The sequence below is a fragment of the Pseudomonas sp. B611 genome (assembly GCF_055407965.1).
The window spans coordinates 229,179-246,338 of the sequence record NZ_JBUZST010000001.1; the positions used below are offsets into that span (position 1 = coordinate 229,179).

Annotated in this window: 21 protein-coding genes; 10 read left to right on the plus strand and 11 right to left on the minus strand. The window is 60.1% G+C overall.

Features of this window, described 5'->3' with window-relative positions:
- Window positions 1-14 precede the first annotated feature (14 nt).
- From rapZ to ACZRMO_RS01145, 9 genes are all read right to left on the minus strand, one after another.
- Entirely contained in the window at window positions 15-872 is an 858-nt protein-coding gene (gene rapZ, locus ACZRMO_RS01105; protein ID WP_028618857.1) for an RNase adapter RapZ, read from the minus strand.
- A gap of 2 nt (window positions 873-874) precedes the next feature.
- Window positions 875-1,339, minus strand: a complete 465-nt coding sequence (gene ptsN / locus ACZRMO_RS01110) for a PTS IIA-like nitrogen regulatory protein PtsN (RefSeq protein WP_017738757.1) — start codon at window positions 1,337-1,339, stop codon at window positions 875-877.
- Between the two features lie 12 nt (window positions 1,340-1,351).
- Window positions 1,352-1,657: a ribosome hibernation-promoting factor, HPF/YfiA family gene (hpf, locus tag ACZRMO_RS01115; protein ID WP_010170586.1), complete on the minus strand. Its 306-nt coding sequence runs from the start codon at window positions 1,655-1,657 to the stop codon at window positions 1,352-1,354.
- Between the two features lie 75 nt (window positions 1,658-1,732).
- Entirely contained in the window at window positions 1,733-3,226 is a 1,494-nt protein-coding gene (locus ACZRMO_RS01120) for an RNA polymerase factor sigma-54 (protein ID WP_016974289.1), read from the minus strand.
- A gap of 184 nt (window positions 3,227-3,410) precedes the next feature.
- Window positions 3,411-4,136 (minus strand): LPS export ABC transporter ATP-binding protein, encoded by a 726-nt coding sequence (gene lptB / locus ACZRMO_RS01125; protein ID WP_005784841.1) that lies wholly within the window; start codon window positions 4,134-4,136, stop codon window positions 3,411-3,413.
- On the minus strand, window positions 4,136-4,669 hold the full coding sequence (gene lptA, locus ACZRMO_RS01130) for a lipopolysaccharide transport periplasmic protein LptA (RefSeq protein ID WP_124527465.1): 534 nt from the start codon (window positions 4,667-4,669) through the stop codon (window positions 4,136-4,138). The genes lptB and lptA overlap by 1 nt, the downstream gene beginning before the upstream one ends.
- Entirely contained in the window at window positions 4,656-5,228 is a 573-nt protein-coding gene (lptC, locus tag ACZRMO_RS01135; protein WP_207040057.1) for an LPS export ABC transporter periplasmic protein LptC, read from the minus strand. Before lptC ends, lptA begins: the two co-directional genes overlap by 14 nt.
- An 8-nt stretch (window positions 5,229-5,236) precedes the next feature.
- Window positions 5,237-5,761: a KdsC family phosphatase gene (locus tag ACZRMO_RS01140; protein WP_017738753.1), complete on the minus strand. Its 525-nt coding sequence runs from the start codon at window positions 5,759-5,761 to the stop codon at window positions 5,237-5,239.
- On the minus strand, window positions 5,762-6,736 hold the full coding sequence (locus ACZRMO_RS01145) for a KpsF/GutQ family sugar-phosphate isomerase (RefSeq protein ID WP_463971618.1): 975 nt from the start codon (window positions 6,734-6,736) through the stop codon (window positions 5,762-5,764).
- Between the two features lie 298 nt (window positions 6,737-7,034).
- Here ACZRMO_RS01145 and ACZRMO_RS01150 point away from each other — a divergent pair, with 298 nt between their 5' ends.
- The 10 genes from ACZRMO_RS01150 (at window position 7,035) to hisC (ending at window position 14,993) form a co-directional block, all read left to right on the plus strand.
- Window positions 7,035-7,844, plus strand: coding sequence for an ATP-binding cassette domain-containing protein (locus tag ACZRMO_RS01150; protein ID WP_017738751.1), 810 nt, complete (start codon window positions 7,035-7,037; stop codon window positions 7,842-7,844).
- Complete coding sequence (gene mlaE, locus ACZRMO_RS01155; protein WP_463971619.1) at window positions 7,844-8,641, plus strand: lipid asymmetry maintenance ABC transporter permease subunit MlaE; 798 nt, start codon at window positions 7,844-7,846, stop codon at window positions 8,639-8,641. The genes ACZRMO_RS01150 and mlaE overlap by 1 nt, the downstream gene beginning before the upstream one ends.
- Window positions 8,641-9,108, plus strand: a complete 468-nt coding sequence (gene mlaD / locus ACZRMO_RS01160; protein WP_003171814.1) for an outer membrane lipid asymmetry maintenance protein MlaD — start codon at window positions 8,641-8,643, stop codon at window positions 9,106-9,108. The genes mlaE and mlaD overlap by 1 nt, the downstream gene beginning before the upstream one ends.
- Window positions 9,109-9,119: 11 nt before the next feature.
- Window positions 9,120-9,770 (plus strand): MlaC/ttg2D family ABC transporter substrate-binding protein, encoded by a 651-nt coding sequence (locus ACZRMO_RS01165; RefSeq protein ID WP_124527462.1) that lies wholly within the window; start codon window positions 9,120-9,122, stop codon window positions 9,768-9,770.
- Window positions 9,767-10,072, plus strand: a complete 306-nt coding sequence (locus ACZRMO_RS01170) for an STAS domain-containing protein (protein ID WP_463971620.1) — start codon at window positions 9,767-9,769, stop codon at window positions 10,070-10,072. The genes ACZRMO_RS01165 and ACZRMO_RS01170 overlap by 4 nt, the downstream gene beginning before the upstream one ends.
- A gap of 114 nt (window positions 10,073-10,186) precedes the next feature.
- Window positions 10,187-10,426, plus strand: a complete 240-nt coding sequence (locus tag ACZRMO_RS01175) for a BolA family protein (protein ID WP_105520873.1) — start codon at window positions 10,187-10,189, stop codon at window positions 10,424-10,426.
- Between the two features lie 23 nt (window positions 10,427-10,449).
- A complete protein-coding gene (murA, locus tag ACZRMO_RS01180; RefSeq protein ID WP_207040053.1) occupies window positions 10,450-11,715 on the plus strand; it encodes a UDP-N-acetylglucosamine 1-carboxyvinyltransferase in 1,266 nt (421 codons plus the stop codon).
- Window positions 11,716-11,857: 142 nt separating this feature from the next.
- On the plus strand, window positions 11,858-12,493 hold the full coding sequence (gene hisG, locus ACZRMO_RS01185) for an ATP phosphoribosyltransferase (RefSeq protein WP_071494135.1): 636 nt from the start codon (window positions 11,858-11,860) through the stop codon (window positions 12,491-12,493).
- Between the two features lie 127 nt (window positions 12,494-12,620).
- Window positions 12,621-13,937, plus strand: a complete 1,317-nt coding sequence (hisD, locus tag ACZRMO_RS01190) for a histidinol dehydrogenase (RefSeq protein ID WP_463971621.1) — start codon at window positions 12,621-12,623, stop codon at window positions 13,935-13,937.
- Between the two features lie 3 nt (window positions 13,938-13,940).
- Window positions 13,941-14,993, plus strand: coding sequence for a histidinol-phosphate transaminase (hisC, locus tag ACZRMO_RS01195; protein WP_463971622.1), 1,053 nt, complete (start codon window positions 13,941-13,943; stop codon window positions 14,991-14,993).
- Window positions 14,994-15,137: 144 nt separating this feature from the next.
- On the opposite strand, the gene ACZRMO_RS01200 is transcribed toward hisC, so the two are convergent.
- Together ACZRMO_RS01200 and upp are read right to left on the minus strand one after the other, a co-directional pair.
- The gene (locus tag ACZRMO_RS01200; RefSeq protein ID WP_463971623.1) at window positions 15,138-16,412 is read right to left on the minus strand and encodes a uracil-xanthine permease family protein; all 1,275 of its coding nucleotides are present in this window, start codon (window positions 16,410-16,412) and stop codon (window positions 15,138-15,140) included.
- Window positions 16,413-16,414: 2 nt separating this feature from the next.
- Window positions 16,415-17,053 (minus strand): uracil phosphoribosyltransferase, encoded by a 639-nt coding sequence (upp, locus tag ACZRMO_RS01205; protein WP_463971624.1) that lies wholly within the window; start codon window positions 17,051-17,053, stop codon window positions 16,415-16,417.
- Between the last annotated feature and the right edge of the window lie 107 nt (window positions 17,054-17,160).

Here is a 17,160-nt window from a genome sequence, read left to right on the forward strand (position 1 = left end):
CGGGGGTGATCCTTTCAGCTAAGGTCGCGGTGGCGAACCTGGACGTTCTTGAGGGTTTGTTGCAGCACCTGGCCCAGGCGTTCGGTCAAGTAGACCGAGCGGTGGTGGCCGCCGGTGCAGCCAATGGCAATGGTGACATACGCCCGATTGCTTGCAGCAAAGCGCGGCAGCCATTTGAGCAGGTAGCTGGAGATATCCTGGAACATCTCTTCGACATCCGGCTGCGCTGCCAGGTAATCGGCCACGGGTTGGTCCAGCCCGGACTGCTCACGCAGCTCGGGTTTCCAATAGGGGTTCGGCAGGCAGCGCACATCGAACACCAGGTCGGCATCCACCGGCATGCCACGCTTGAAGCCAAACGACTCGACGAGGAACGCAGTACCAGGCTCCGGCTGGTTCAGCAGGCGCAGCTTGATGGCGTCGCGCAGCTGGTACAGGTTGAGGCTGGTGGTGTTTATTTTCAGGTCGGCGAGGTCGATGATCGGCCCCAGCAACTTGGTTTCGTCTTCGATGGCTTCTGCCAGGGAGCGATGTGGGCTGCTGAGGGGGTGGCGCCGGCGGGTTTCGGAAAAGCGCTTGAGCAGCGTCTCTTCGTCGGCGTCCAGGTACAGCACATCACAATGAATGTGCTTGGCGCGAACTTCCTCAAGCAGTTGCGGGAACCGCTCAAGGTGGCTGGGCAGGTTGCGGGCATCGATCGAAACGGCCACCAGGGGCTGCGCCAGTTCGGTGTGGATCAGCGCGCGCTCTGCCAACTCCGGCAGCAAGCCGGCGGGCAAGTTGTCGATGCAGTAGAAACCGTTGTCCTCAAGAACGTTGAGGGCGGTGCTTTTACCCGAGCCGGAGCGGCCGCTGACGATGATCAAACGCATGATTACTGCCCGTTCTGTTCATCCAGGACAACCTGGTACAGCGCCTCATTGCTGCTGGCGCTGCGCAGTTTGTCGCGTACTTCCTTGCGGTCGAGCATGCTGGCGATCTGCCGGAGCAGTTCCAGGTGCGCATCGGTGGCGGCTTGCGGGACCAGCAGGACGAACAGCAGGTCAACCGGTGCGCCATCGATGGCGTCGAAATCGATGGGAGCGTCCAGGTGCAGCAGGGCGCTGACAGGTGCCTCACAGCTTTTGAGGCGGCAATGGGGAATGGCGATGCCGTTGCCAAAACCGGTGGAACCGAGTTTTTCACGGGCAATCAGAGCCTCGTACACATCTTGCATCTCCAGGTCAGGCACTTCGCGGCTGATCAGGTTGGCAATTTGTTCGAGGGCTTTCTTTTTACTGCCACCCGGCGCGTTCACGAGGGAACGGCCGGGGGTCAGGATGGTTTCAAGTCGAATCATGGGTGGGGAGTGTTAGCGGCCAGTGCCCTGGAGAAGGCTCTGCTGCTTTTCCTTATGCTTTTTGATTTGGCGATCCAGCTTGTCGGTCAGGTCGTCAATGGCGGCATACATATCTGAATGCTCGGCATTGGCGACTACTTCCCCGCCGGGTATACGCAAGGTGGCTTCGATTTTCTGCTTCAGCTTTTCGACAGTCATGATGACTTGCACGTTGGTGATCTTGTCGAAATGCCCCTCAATTCTTTTGAGTTTTTCGCCGATATAGGCGCGCAGCGGTTCGGTCACTTCCAGTTGGTGTCCACTGATGTTGACTTGCATACAGCTTCTCCTTCGTTGCCAGTGCATAAAGCGGCAGGCAAAAGCGCCTGCCACTGGAACGCTGTGGCCCGCCCGTCACATCAAACGCTTACGCTCGCTGGAAGGCGCGATCCCGAGGGACTCGCGGTACTTGGCGACGGTTCGACGGGCGACCTGAATGCCTTGTGCCTCCAGTAAACCAGCGATCTTACTGTCACTCAATGGCTTTTTCTGATTTTCCGCGGCAACCAGTTTTTTGATGATCGCGCGGATCGCCGTGGACGAGCATTCGCCGCCTTCGGAGGTACTGACGTGGCTGGAGAAAAAGTATTTCAGCTCATAAATGCCCCGTGGGGTATGCATGAATTTTTGCGTGGTCACCCGTGAAATCGTCGATTCGTGCATGCCAACCGCTTCGGCGATGTCATGCAGCACCAACGGTTTCATCGCTTCATCGCCGTACTCCAGGAAGCCGCGCTGGTGCTCGACGATCTGGGTCGCGACTTTCATCAGGGTTTCGTTGCGGCTCTGCAGGCTCTTGATAAACCAGCGCGCCTCTTGCAACTGATTGCGCATGAAGGTGTTGTCGGCGCTGGTGTCGGCACGGCGCACAAAGCCCGCGTATTGCGGGTTGACCCGCAGGCGCGGCACCGATTCCTGGTTCAGCTCCACCAGCCAGCGCTCGTTGTCCTTGCGCACGATCACGTCAGGGACCACGTATTCGGCTTCGCTGGACTCGATCTGCGAGCCTGGGCGCGGGTTGAGGCTCTGCACCAGCTCGATGACCTGGCGCAGGTCGTCTTCCTTGAGCTTCATGCGGCGCATCAGCTGGCTGTAGTCGCGGCTGCCCAGCAGGTCGATGTAATCCGTGACCAGGCGTTGGGCTTCAGCGAGCCAAGGGGTCTTGGCGGGCAGTTGGCGCAGTTGCAGCAATAGGCATTCGCTGAGGGTGCGGGCGCCAATGCCGGCGGGCTCGAACTGCTGGATGCGGTGCAGGACGGCTTCGATCTCGTCCAGTTCGATGTCCAGTTCCGGGTCGAACGCTTCGAGGATCTCCTCCAGCGTCTCGTCCAGGTAGCCCTGGTTGTTGATGCAGTCGATGAGGGTCACGGCGATCAGGCGATCGGTGTCCGACATCGGCGCGAGGTTCAGTTGCCACAGCAGATGGCTCTGCAGGCTTTCACCGGCGGAGGTGCGGGTGGTGAAGTCCCACTCGTCGTCATCGTTGCTGGGCAGGCTGCTGGCGCTGGTCTGGTAGACGTCTTCCCAGGCGGTGTCCACGGGAAGCTCATTGGGAATGCGTTCGTTCCATTCGCCTTCTTCCAGGTTATCCACCGTTGGGGCGGTTTCCTGATAGGAGGGTTCTTGCACGTCGGAGTTGGGTTTTTGCTCGATGTTGTCGGCCAGCGGGTCTGCATTATCGAAGTCGTCGCCTTCTTCCTGGCGTTCGAGCATCGGATTGGACTCCAGGGCCTCCTGGATTTCCTGTTGCAGGTCCAGGGTCGACAATTGGAGCAGGCGGATGGCCTGTTGCAGCTGCGGTGTCATCGTCAGCTGCTGGCCCATTCTCAGGACTAGCGATGGTTTCATGGCAGGGGCTTAACACCTTATTCGCCGGCGCAATGCGCCATCCACGACAGGGCGCGTGAGCGCCAAACATAAGCAAATTATATGCCTGATATCGCGGGCTTTGCCTAGAGCGCGGTAACAATAAAAATCCAGAGGTTTTCATTGACTCCCGCGCATCTTGGCAGCGGCCGTGACACCACGGTGTTTACAGGCGGAACTCGTGACCCAGGTACACTTCCTTCACCAGTTCGTTGGCAAGGATAGTCTCGGCGTCGCCTTCGGCAATCAACTGGCCATCGTTGACGATATACGCGGTTTCGCAGATATCGAGGGTTTCACGCACGTTGTGGTCGGTGATCAGTACGCCGATACCCTTCGCCTTGAGGTGATGGATGATCTGCTTGATATCACCGACCGAGATCGGGTCGACGCCGGCAAACGGTTCGTCCAGCAAGATGAACTTTGGCGCGGTGGCGAGGGCGCGGGCGATTTCCACACGACGACGCTCACCACCCGACAAGCTCATGCCGAGGTTGTCGCGAATGTGGTTGATGTGGAACTCCTGCAGCAGGCTTTCCAGCTCCTTGCGACGGCCGTCACGGTCGAGTTCCTTGCGGGTCTCGAGGATTGCCATGATGTTGTCGGCTACCGACAGTTTGCGGAAGATCGACGCCTCCTGCGGAAGATAGCCGATGCCGGCGCGTGCACGACCGTGCATGGGCTGGTGGCTCACGTCCAGGTCGTCGATCAGGACGCGACCCTGATCCGCCTGGACCAGGCCGACGATCATATAGAAGCAGGTCGTCTTGCCGGCGCCGTTGGGGCCGAGCAAGCCGACGATCTGGCCGCTGTCGATCGACAGGCTGACGTCACGCACGACCTGACGGCTTTTGTAGGCCTTGGCCAGATGCTGGGCTTTCAGGGTTGCCATTACTCGGCCTTCTTCTTCGGCTGGATAACCATGTCGATACGCGGACGTGGTGCAGTCACCTTGGTGCCATTGGCGCGGCCGGCGTTGGCGATTTGCTTCACGGTGTCGTAGGTGATTTTCTCGCCTTCCGTGGAGTTGCCGTCCGGGCTGAGCACCTTGGCCTGGTCGATCAGGACAATGCGGTTCTGCTGGGCGTGGTACTGGATGGTCTTGCCGTAGCCCTTCATCGGGCCGGTGTCGGTAGGCGACTGCTTCTGTTCGAAGTAAGCCAGGTTGCCCACCGAGGTCACCACATCAATGTCGCCATTGGCGGTACGGGTCAGGGTCACCGTGTTGCCGGTGATCTTCATCGAGCCTTGGGTGATGATCACGCCGCCGGTGTAGGTGGCGACGCCTTGCTTGTCGTCCAGTTGCGCATCGTCAGCCGAAATGTGGATCGGTTGCTGGCTATCGTTCGGCAGAGCCCAGGCGCTCACGCTTCCCAGTGCTGCGCCCAGACTGAGCAAAATAGGGAGAGTTTTAACGAGCCTCATACTGTCCTCTTACGTTCGATAGCAGGTGTATCCTGCTTTCTTTCAAATACGCTTTCATTCCCTTGCCAGTCGATACCCCGCCAGCGCCGTCGATTCTAACGTCTTGCTCGGTCTGCGCATATTGCTTCTGCGGGAATACGGTCATGCGACTGCTGGTAATCACGGTGTCACGGTTTTTATCATCGGTACGCGCAACGCGTACCGAGTCGATCAGTTCCACTTCGGTGCCGTCCGGGTTGACCTCGCCACGCTTGCTGGTGACGTGCCACGGAAACTCGGTGCCGCGGTAGATGTTCATGTCCGGGTTGGTCAGCAGGGTGACTTCGGACGTCTTCAAATGCTCGACCTTGTCCGAGGTGATCTCGTACTGCACCTTGCCATCCGGCAGATACTGGATGCTGTAGGCATTGGTGGCGTAATAGTCGATAGCGCCCTGATCAACCTGCGCGACAGGCTGGTCGAGAAAGCGCTCCGGGCTGATATTCCAGTAGCCCACCGCCAGGAACAGCGCGGCGATGACCCCGAATAACAGGAAGTTGCGAATCTTTTTACTCAGCATAAAACGCTCTATAGGTAGGCGGCGTGGGCCGCTTCAAGGCTGCCTTGGGCACGCAGGATCAGCTCGCAGAACTCGCGGGCGGCACCTTCACCGCCACGGGCAGTGGTGATGCCGTGGGCGTGCTCGCGAACAAACGCCGCCGCATTGGCGACGGCCATGCCCAGGCCGACCCGGCGGATCACCGGCAGGTCAGGCAAGTCGTCGCCCAAGTAGGCGACCTGCTCATAGCTTAGGTTGAGTTGGCCAAGAAGCTCGTCCAGAACCACCAGTTTATCCTCGCGGCCCTGATACAGGTGAGGAATCCCCAGGTTTTGTGCGCGGCGTTCCACAACGGGGGTTTTTCTGCCGCTGATAATTGCCGTTTGCACGCCCGCCGCCATCAGCATCTTGATGCCTTGACCGTCGAGGGTGTTGAAGGTCTTGAATTCGCTGCCATCTTCGAGGAAGTACAGGCGGCCGTCAGTCAGCACGCCGTCCACGTCGAAAATCGCCAATTTGATGTGTTTGCCGCGTTGCAGCAGGTCGCTGGTCATTTACATCACTCCCGCACGCAGCAAGTCGTGCATGTTCAGGGCGCCGATTGGGCAGTCGTTGCTATCAACGACCACCAACGCACCGATTTTGTGGTCTTCCATGATTTTCAAGGCTTCGGCCGCCAGCATCTCGGGGCGGGCAGTCTTGCCGTGGGGCGTCATCACTGCGTCGATGGTGGCAGTGTGGATGTCGATGGTACGGTCCAGGGTGCGGCGCAGGTCGCCGTCGGTGAAGACGCCGGCGAGTTTGCCGTCGGCTTCCAGGATCACGGTCATGCCCAGGCCCTTGCGGGTCATTTCCATCAGCGCGTCTTTCAGCAACGTGCCGCGTTGGACGTGGGGCAATTCATCGCCCGAATGCATGACGTTTTCCACTTTCAGCAGCAGGCGACGGCCGAGGGCGCCGCCCGGGTGGGAAAACGCGAAGTCTTCTGCGGTGAAACCGCGGGCTTCCAGCAGTGCCACGGCCAGGGCGTCGCCCATCACCAATGCGGCGGTGGTGGACGAGGTCGGCGCCAGGTTCAGCGGGCAGGCTTCGTGGGCCACGTGAACATTGAGGTTCACTTCGGCAGCCTTGGCCAGCGTCGAATCGGGGTTGCCGGTGAGGCTGATCATCTTGATGCCCAGGCGCTTGATCAGCGGCAACAGGGTCACGATCTCGTTGGTGGTGCCCGAGTTGGACAATGCCAGGATGATGTCATCCTTGGTGATCATGCCCATGTCGCCGTGGCTGGCTTCGGCGGGATGCACAAAAAATGCGGTAGTCCCGGTGCTGGCAAGGGTGGCGGCAATCTTGTTGCCGACATGGCCGGATTTGCCCATGCCGACCACGACAACGCGGCCCTTGCTGGCCAGAATCATCTCGCAAGCGCGTACGAAATCCGCGTCGATATGGGCCAGCAAGCCTTCTACGGCTTCAAGCTCAAGGCGGATGGTGCGTTGTGCGGATTGAATAAGGTCGCTGGATTGGCTCATGTCTGAAATCGTATAGCCTGACGAAAAGTCGGCGATTATAGCGGCAATGCGCAATTCCCTCACGCAAGTTCGTCAGGGTTTATTCGCAATGCCCGTGAGATTCATCTAAAGCAACGCTTTTTCCCTGTCCTCTGTCTGAACAAGCGCGGTTCCGGCCTTGGGCGCGTTGTACCAGCAGTGATATAGTTCGCCGCCAGTTCGGTCCGCCCAGCCCATGTGGCTAACTATTGCACGAACGTTGCAAACGTTTGGCGCAAACATGGTGTCTGAGTGAAAGGCTGCATCCCAAGGAGTTTAGATGAGTGCCGATAACGCCTACGCGGTCGAGCTGAAGGGCCTTACCTTCAAGCGCGGGACGCGCAGCATCTTCAATAACGTCGATATCCGCATTCCCCGCGGCAAGGTCACGGGCATCATGGGGCCTTCCGGTTGCGGCAAGACCACTTTGCTGCGCCTGATGGGCATGCAATTGCGCCCGACTGCCGGTGAAGTATGGGTCAACGGCCAGAATCTGCCGACGTTGTCGCGCAGCGATCTGTTCGATGCGCGCAAGCACATGGGTGTGCTGTTCCAGAGCGGTGCGCTGTTCACCGATCTCGATGTTTTCGAGAACGTAGCCTTCCCGCTGCGGGTGCATACCCAGCTGTCCGATGAAATGATTCGTGACATCGTGTTGCTGAAACTACAGGCCGTAGGGCTGCGTGGTGCCATCGACCTGATGCCCGACGAACTGTCCGGCGGCATGAAGCGCCGTGTGGCCCTGGCCCGTGCCATTGCCCTCGACCCGCAGATCCTTATGTACGACGAGCCTTTCGTGGGCCAGGACCCGATCGCCATGGGCGTGCTGGTGCGCCTGATCCGCCTGCTCAACGATGCGCTGGGTATTACCAGTATCGTGGTTTCCCACGACCTGGCAGAAACCGCGAGCATTGCCGACTACCTCTATGTGGTTGGCGATGGCCAGGTGCTGGGGCAGGGCACGCCTGAAGAGCTGATGAACGCCGATAACCCGCGCATTCGCCAATTCATGACGGGCGACCCCGATGGCCCGGTGCCTTTCCATTTTCCGGCAGCGGACTACCGCTCAGATCTTCTGGGGAAGCGTTGATGCGCAAGACTTCACTCATCGAGAAGGTCCGCCTTTTCGGTCGTTCCGGCATCGACATCATCGAAGTGCTCGGCCGGTCGACGATTTTCCTCTTTCACGCCTTGCTGGGCCGCGGCGGCATTGGTGGCGGTTTTGGCCTGCTGATCAAGCAACTGCACGCAGTGGGCGTGATGTCCCTGGTGATCATCGTGGTCTCCGGGGTCTTTATCGGCATGGTGCTGGCGCTGCAGGGCTTCAATATCCTCTCCAGCTACGGTTCGGAGCAGGCGGTCGGGCAGATGGTGGCCCTGACGCTGCTGCGTGAACTGGGGCCGGTGGTCACCGCCTTGCTGTTCGCCGGGCGTGCAGGTTCTGCATTGACCGCCGAGATCGGCAACATGAAGTCCACCGAGCAACTGTCCAGCCTGGAAATGATCGGCGTGGACCCGCTCAAGTACATTGTTGCCCCGCGCCTGTGGGCCGGCTTCATTTCCCTGCCACTGCTGACGATGATCTTCAGCGTGGTCGGTATCTGGGGCGGTTCGTGGGTGGCGGTGGACTGGCTGGGGGTCTACGACGGCTCCTATTGGGCCAACATGCAAAACAGCGTGACCTTCAGCGGTGACGTGCTCAATGGCATCATAAAGAGCATTGTCTTCGCCTTTGTAGTGACCTGGATCGCCGTATTCCAAGGCTACGACTGTGAGCCCACCTCAGAAGGGATCAGTCGCGCCACCACCAAGACCGTTGTGTACGCCTCACTGGCGGTACTGGGCCTTGACTTCATTTTGACCGCCTTGATGTTTGGAGATTTCTGATGCAAAACCGCACTGTGGAAATCGGTGTCGGCCTTTTCTTGCTGGCTGGCATCCTGGCTTTACTGTTGCTGGCCCTGCGAGTCAGCGGCCTTTCGGCCAGCCCGACCGCCGATACTTATAAACTTTACGCGTACTTCGACAATATCGCCGGTTTGACTGTCAGAGCTAAAGTGACCATGGCCGGTGTAACCATCGGCAAGGTCACGGCAATCGATCTGGATCGCGACAGCTTCACCGGTCGAGTGACGATGCAGTTGGACAAGAAGGTAGATAATCTGCCGACTGACTCCACGGCATCTATCCTCACTGCGGGTCTGCTGGGCGAGAAGTACATCGGTGTCAGCGTGGGTGGGGAGACAGCCCTGCTCAAGGATGGCTCGACCATCCACGACACGCAGTCGTCGCTGGTGCTTGAGGACCTGATCGGTAAATTCCTGCTCAATACGGTCAATAAAGACGCCAAATGAGGAATCTGTTCATGATCTCTACCTTGCGACGTGGCCTGCTGGTACTGCTTGCAGCGTTGCCGCTGATGGCCAACGCGGCAGGTTCTGCGCACGAGCTGGTGCAGGATACGACCAACAAGATGTTGGCTGACCTGACGGCCAACAAAGAACAGTACAAGCAAGACCCGACCAAGTTCTACGACGCGCTGAACACCATTGTCGGCCCAGTGGTCGATGCCGAAGGTATTTCCCGCAGCATCATGACGGTCAAGTATTCGCGCAAGGCCACGCCTGCACAGATGCAGACCTTCCAGGAAAACTTCAAGAAAGGCCTGTTCCAGTTCTATGGCAACGCTTTGCTTGAGTACAACAACCAGGGCATTACCGTCGATCCGGCCAAGGATGAATCCGGTGACCGCACCAGCGTTGGCATGACCGTCAAGGGCACCAACGGCGCGGTCTATCCTGTGCAGTACACCCTGGAGAAGATCAACGGCGAGTGGAAACTGCGCAACGTGATCATCAACGGCATCAACATCGGCAAGCTGTTCCGTGACCAGTTCGCCGACGCCATGCAGCGCAATGGCAACGACCTGGACAAGACCATCAATGGTTGGGCCGGTGAAGTCGCCAAGGCCAAGGAAGAAACCGACAAGCAAGCTGCCGGGAAGCCTGCGCAATGACCGAATCGGCCGTTCGTCTCGGCGATGCCGGCGAGTTGTTCATCAGTGGCGTACTGGACTATCGCTCCGGGCCGGGCCTGCGCAAGCAGGGCCAGGCTCTGATCAACAGCAGCAACGCGCCCGCATTGGTGGTGGATTGCTCGCAAGTGACCAAATCCAGCAGCGTGGGTTTGTCCTTGCTGCTGTGCTTCATGCGTGACGCCGAGGCGGCCAATAAAACGGTCAGCATCCGTGCCATGCCCGAAGACATGCGTGAAATCGCCGAAGTTTCCGGTCTGACCGAGCTGTTGGCACATCCTTAATACACATTATTAGAGAAGCCCCCCGTCAGAGTCCTGCTATGCGGGGTTCGCAGGCGCGGGGCTTTTTTGTATGATGTGCGACCCGTGCGCACTGGGCGCCGATAGAGGTTGAGCATGCAGGCCCTAGAAGTTAAGAGCTTCCTTGAAGGAAAGCTGCCGGATACTGAGGTTGCAGTTGAAGGCGAAGGCTGCAATTTCCAGCTGAACGTGATTAGCGATGAACTGGCGGCATTGAGCCCGGTCAAGCGTCAGCAGCAGATCTATGCCCATTTGAACCCGTGGATCACCGATGGCAGCATCCATGCGGTCACTATGAAATTTTTCAGCCGCGCGGCCTGGGCCGAGCGCACCTGAGCCCCCAAGGCGTCGAGATTCTTATGGATAAATTGATTATTACCGGTGGTGCCCGCCTTGATGGCGAGATCCGCATCTCCGGCGCGAAAAACTCCGCCTTGCCGATCCTGGCAGCGACCCTGCTGTGTGATGGCCCGGTCACCGTGGCCAACCTGCCGCACTTGCACGACATCACCACCATGATCGAGCTGTTCGGTCGCATGGGCATCGAGCCGGTGATCGACGAGAAACTCTCGGTCGAAATCGACCCGCGTACCATCAAGACCCTGATCGCACCGTACGAACTGGTGAAAACCATGCGTGCGTCGATCCTGGTACTGGGCCCGATGGTTGCCCGTTTTGGCGAAGCCGAAGTCGCACTGCCTGGCGGTTGCGCCATTGGCTCGCGTCCGGTTGACCTGCACATCCGTGGTCTTGAAGCCATGGGCGCAGTGATTGACGTCGAAGGCGGCTACATCAAGGCCAAGGCGCCGGAAGGCGGCCTGCGTGGCGCCAACTTCTTCTTTGATACCGTCAGCGTGACCGGTACCGAGAACATCATGATGGCCGCTGCCCTGGCCAAGGGCCGCAGCGTCCTGCAGAACGCCGCGCGCGAGCCGGAAGTGGTCGACCTGGCCAACTTCCTGAACGCCATGGGCGCCAAGGTTTCCGGCGCTGGCACCGACACCATCACCATTGATGGTGTCGAGCGTCTGCACACCGCTACCTACAAGGTCATGCCCGACCGTATCGAGACTGGCACCTACCTGGTTGCCGCTGCCGTCACCGGTGGCCGCGTCAAGGTCAAGGACACTGATCCGACCATCCTGGAAGCCGTCCTCGAAAAACTGCGTGAAGCTGGCGCAGACATCACCACCGGCGAAGACTGGATCGAGCTGAACATGCACGGCAAGCGTCCAAAAGCCGTAAACGTGCGTACCGCTCCGTACCCAGCGTTCCCGACCGACATGCAAGCGCAGTTCATCTCCCTGAACGCGATTGCCGAAGGCACCGGTGCCGTGATCGAGACCATCTTCGAAAACCGCTTCATGCACGTGTACGAACTGCACCGCATGGGCGCGAAGATCCAGGTCGAGGGCAACACTGCCATCGTCACCGGTATCGACAAGCTCAAGGGCGCGCCAGTCATGGCCACCGACCTGCGTGCGTCGGCCAGCCTGGTGATTTCGGCACTGTGTGCCGACGGCGACACGCTGATCGACCGCATCTACCACATCGACCGTGGTTACGAGTGCATCGAAGAAAAACTGCAGATGCTCGGCGCGAAAATCCGCCGCGTACCGGGCTAGTTCCCGAGGCTGCAATGCTGGTGAGGGAGCTTGCTCTCTCACCACAGGATTTGTTTCAAATCGAGGCTGTCATGGCCTCGATCTGTGTCCGGCGCCGTTTGCGACCGGACCGCAATAGCCTGATGAAGGACTGACGTTTCCCATGTTGACCATCGCACTGTCCAAGGGCCGCATCCTTGACGACACTTTGCCGCTTCTGGCTGAAGCGGGCATCGTGCCGACCGAGAATCCGGACAAGAGCCGCAAGCTGATCATCCCCACGACCCAGGACGACGTTCGCCTGTTGATCGTGCGGGCTACCGACGTGCCGACCTACGTTGAACATGGCGCGGCCGACCTCGGTGTCGCCGGTAAAGACGTGCTGATGGAATACGGCGGCCAGGGCCTGTACGAGCCCCTGGACCTGCGTATCGCCCTGTGCAAGCTGATGACCGCCGGCCGTGTCGGTGACGTCGAGCCCAAGGGCCGCCTGCGCGTGGCCACCAAGTTCGTCAACGTCGCCAAGCGCTACTACGCCGAACAAGGCCGCCAGGTCGATATCATCAAGCTCTACGGCTCGATGGAGCTGGCGCCGCTGATTGGCCTGGCCGACAAGATCATCGACGTGGTCGACACCGGCAACACCCTGCGTGCCAACGGTCTTGAACCGCAGGAATTCATTGCCGACATCAGCTCTCGCCTGATCGTCAACAAGGCCTCGATGAAGATGCAGCACGCCCGTATCCAGGCGTTGATCGACACCCTGCGCACGGCAGTGGAGTCGCGACACCGCGGTTGACTCACCCGCGCGGCCCTAGGTCGCGCCCGTCTATCCGCCTCATAGCCAGAATTCTCAGGTGCCCAAGCGGAAACGACTGCTAGTTTAGGGCGCCTGAGTTTTTGCCAATTCTATTGAGGCCCTCGCTATGACCACGTCCACTGCAATTGCCCGACTCAACGCTGCCGACCCGGATTTCGCCCATCATCTGGATCATCTGCTGAGCTGGGAAAGCGTGTCCGACGAGTCGGTCAACGGGCGAGTACTCGACATCATCAAGGCCGTGCGCGAGCGCGGTGATTCGGCGCTGGTGGATTTCACCCGCCAGTTCGACGGCCTGGACGTGGCGTCCATGGCCGACCTGATCCTGCCCCGCGAACGCCTGGAGTTGGCGCTGACGCGCATCACTGCCCCGCAGCGCGAAGCGCTGGAAGTGGCGGCGACACGGGTGCGCAGCTACCACGAAAAGCAGAAGCAGGATTCCTGGAGCTACACCGAGGCCGACGGCACCGTGCTGGGCCAGAAGGTCACGCCGCTGGACCGTGCCGGCCTGTACGTGCCGGGCGGCAAGGCGTCGTACCCGTCGTCGGTTCTGATGAACGCGATTCCGGCCAAAGTGGCGGGCGTGACTGAAGTGGTCATGGTCGTGCCGACCCCGCGCGGTGAAATCAACGAGCTGGTGCTGGCCGCTGCGTGCATCGCCGGTGTTGACCGCGTATTCACCATCGGCGGCGCCCAGGCCGTTGCCGCCCTGGCCTACGGCACCGAAAGCGTGCCGAAAGTGGACAAGGTGGTCGGCCCCGGCAACATCTACGTCGCCACCGCCAAGCGCCACGTGTTTGGCCAGGTCGGTATCGACATGATTGCCGGCCCTTCGGAAATCCTCGTGGTGTGTGATGGCCAGACCGACCCGGACTGGATCGCCATGGACCTGTTCTCCCAGGCCGAGCACGACGAAGACGCCCAGGCGATCCTGGTCAGCCCGGACGCCGAGTTCCTCGACAAGGTCGCCGCGAGCATCGACAAGCTGCTGCCGACCATGGAGCGCGCCGAGATCATCGAGAAGTCGATCAATGGCCGTGGCGCCTTGATTCTGGTGAGCGACATGGAGCAAGCCATCGAAGTGGCCAACCGCATCGCGCCGGAGCACTTGGAGCTGTCGGTTGCCGACCCGCAAGCCTGGCTGCCATCGATTCGCCACGCCGGTGCGATCTTCATGGGCCGCCACACCAGCGAGGCCCTGGGCGACTACTGCGCAGGCCCCAACCACGTGCTGCCGACCTCTGGCACCGCACGCTTTTCGTCGCCGCTGGGGGTGTATGACTTCCAGAAGCGTTCGTCGATCATCTTCTGCTCGCCACAAGGCGCGTCCGAGCTGGGCAAGACTGCCTCGGTGCTGGCCCGTGGCGAATCGCTGAGCGCACACGCACGTAGCGCCGAATACCGCATCGTCAAGGGAGAGTGAGGCATGAGCAAATTCTGGAGCCCCTTCGTCAAGGACCTCGTGCCTTACGTGCCGGGTGAACAACCGAAGCTGACCAAGCTGGTCAAGCTCAACACCAATGAAAACCCCTACGGCCCATCGCCCAAGGCGTTGGCTGCGATGCAGGCCGAGTTGAACGACAACCTGCGCCTGTACCCGGACCCCAACAGTGACCTGCTCAAGCAGGCCGTGGCCAAGTATTACGGGGTGGACGCGGGCAAGGTGTTCCTCGGCAACGGTTCCGACGAAGTCCTCGCGCACATCTTCCACGGCCTGTTTCAGCACGACTTGCCGCTGCTGTTCCCGGACATCAGCTATAGCTTCTACCCGGTGTACTGCGGTCTGTATGGCATCCAGTCCGACCCGGTGCCGCTGGACGAGCAATTCCAGATCCGCGTGGCGGACTACGCCAAGCCGAACGGCGGGATCATCTTCCCCAACCCGAACGCGCCGACCGGCTGCGTGCTGGCGCTGGATGCCGTGGAGCAGATCCTCAAGGCCAGCCCGGATTCGGTGGTGGTGGTCGATGAGGCCTATATCGACTTCGGCGGCGAAACCGCCATCAGCCTGGTGGACCGCTACCCGAACCTCCTGGTGACGCAGACCCTGTCCAAATCGCGCTCACTGGCCGGTTTGCGCGTGGGCCTGGCCGTGGGCCACCCGGACCTGATCGAGGCGCTGGAGCGGGTCAAGAACAGCTTCAACTCCTATCCGCTGGATCGCCTGGCGATTGTCGGCGCGGCGGCGGCGTTTGAAGACCGTGAGTACTTCGAGAAGACCTGCAAGTTGGTGATCGACAGCCGCAACACGGTGGTCGCGCAATTGGAAGGGAAGGGCTTTGAAGTGTTGCCGTCGGCGGCCAACTTTATCTTTGCCCGTCACCCCAAGCACGACGCTGCCGGCCTGGCGGCCAAGTTGCGTGAGCAGGGTGTGATCGTGCGGCACTTCAAGCAGGAGCGGATTGCCCAGTTCCTGCGGATCAGCATTGGTACGCCGGAGCAGAACCAGGCGTTGATTGATGGGCTCGGCGAGCTGTAAGCCACGCTGAATATCAAAGAATGTGGTAGGCGCTTTGTGTGGGAGCGGGCTTGCTCGCGAAGGCGGCGTATCAGTCAAACATCTCTAGACTGACACTCCGCTTTCGCGAGCAAGCCCGCTCCCACATTGGTTTTGCGGCGTTAATTACAGCAGTGGTTCGTCAGGCTTCTTGTTCTTCCAGCCATCATTACCCGGCAGCAGCAGGTTCAAGGCAATCGCCACCACCGCACACAGGGCAATGCCCTTCAGGCCGAAATCATCCGGGCCAGTACCGGTGCCGACCAGCACACCGCCAATCCCGAACACCAATGTCACCGAGACAATCACCAGGTTGCGCGCCTCACCGAGGTCGATCTTGTGGCGAATCAGCGTGTTCATCCCCACCGCAGCAATCGAACCGAACAGCAGGCACAGAATCCCGCCCATCACCGGCACCGGGATGCTTTGCAGCAGTGCGCCGAACTTACCGATAAACGCCAGGCTGATGGCAAACACCGCGGCCCAGGTCATGATTTTCGGGTTGTAGTTCTTGGTCAGCATCACCGCGCCAGTCACTTCGGCGTAGGTGGTGTTCGGCGGGCCGCCAAACATCCCGGCAGCTGTGGTGGCAATGCCATCACCCAGCAGGGTGCGATGCAGGCCCGGCTTCTTCAGGTAGTCGCGACCGGTCACGCTGCCCACCGCAATCACACCGCCGATATGTTCGATCGCCGGGGCCAGGGCCACGGGGACGATGAACAGGATCGCCTGCCAGTTGAATTCCGGCGCGGTGAAGTGGGGCAGTGCGAACCATGGTGCGGCGGCGATCTTCGCCGTGTCGACCACGTCAAAGTAGAACGCCATCGCAAAGCCCACCAGCACACCGGAGATGATCGGCACCAGGCGGAAAATGCCCTTGCCGAACACCGCCACGATCAACGTGGTCAGCAGCGCCGGCATCGAGATCATCATCGCCGTCTGGTAGTGAATCAGCTCGCTGCCATCACCGGTTTTGCCCATGGCCATATTGGCGGCAATCGGCGCCATGGCCAGGCCGATGGAGATGATCACCGGACCAATCACCACCGGTGGCAGCAGTCGGTCGATGAAGCCGGTGCCCTTGATCTTCACGGCAGCGCCGAGGAAGGTGTAGACGAAACCGGCCGCCATCACCCCACCCATGGTCGCCGCCAGGCCGAACTGCTGCTTGGCGAGAATGATCGGGGTGATAAAGGCAAAGCTCGATGCCAGGAATACCGGCACCTGCCGCCCTGTGACCAGCTGGAACAACAACGTGCCCAGGCCAGCGGTAAACAGTGCAACGTTTGGATCAAGACCTGTGATCAGCGGCATCAACACCAGCGCGCCAAATGCCACGAAGAGCATTTGTGCGCCAGACAGGATCTGGCGCCAAAGCGGGTCGTTGAATTCATCCTGCATGCTCACGCGTCCTTCTGCTTGGTGCCGAAGATCTTGTCACCGGCATCGCCCAGGCCTGGGATGATGTAGCCGTGTTCGTTCAGGCGCTGATCGATGGACGCGGTGTAGATCTGCACGTCCGGGTGGGCCTTCTCGACGGCGGCGATGCCTTCGGGAGCGGCCACCAGCACCATGGCGCGAATGTCCTTGCAACCGGCTTTTTTCAGCAGGTCGATGGTGGCAACCATGGAGCTGCCGGTGGCGAGCATTGGGTCGATGATCATGGCCAGGCGCTCGTCGATTTCCGGGACGAGTTTTTCCAGGTAGGTGTGGGCTTCCAGGGTTTCTTCGTTGCGGGCCACGCCCACGGCGCTGACCTTGGCGCCCGGGATCAGGCTGAGCACGCCTTCGAGCATGCCGATACCGGCGCGCAGGATCGGCACCACAGTGATCTTCTTGCCGGCGATTTTTTCGACCTGCACGGGACCGGCCCAACCTGGAATCTCGTAGGTTTCCAGGGGCAGATCCTTGGTGGCTTCGTAAGTGAGCAACGCTCCGACTTCCTGAGCAAGCTCACGGAAATTCTTCGTGCTGATGTCGGCGCGGCGCATAAGGCCGAGTTTGTGTTGGATCAGCGGGTGGCGGATCTCGCGAGTGGGCATGGGAAAGGCTCCGGCGGCGGGCAAAAAAACCGGCCTAGATTAATCTATCCGAGGGTGTTGTCCTATAGACATCTAGTACGTTAGTCCATTAAGGCTTGATCCGAGCG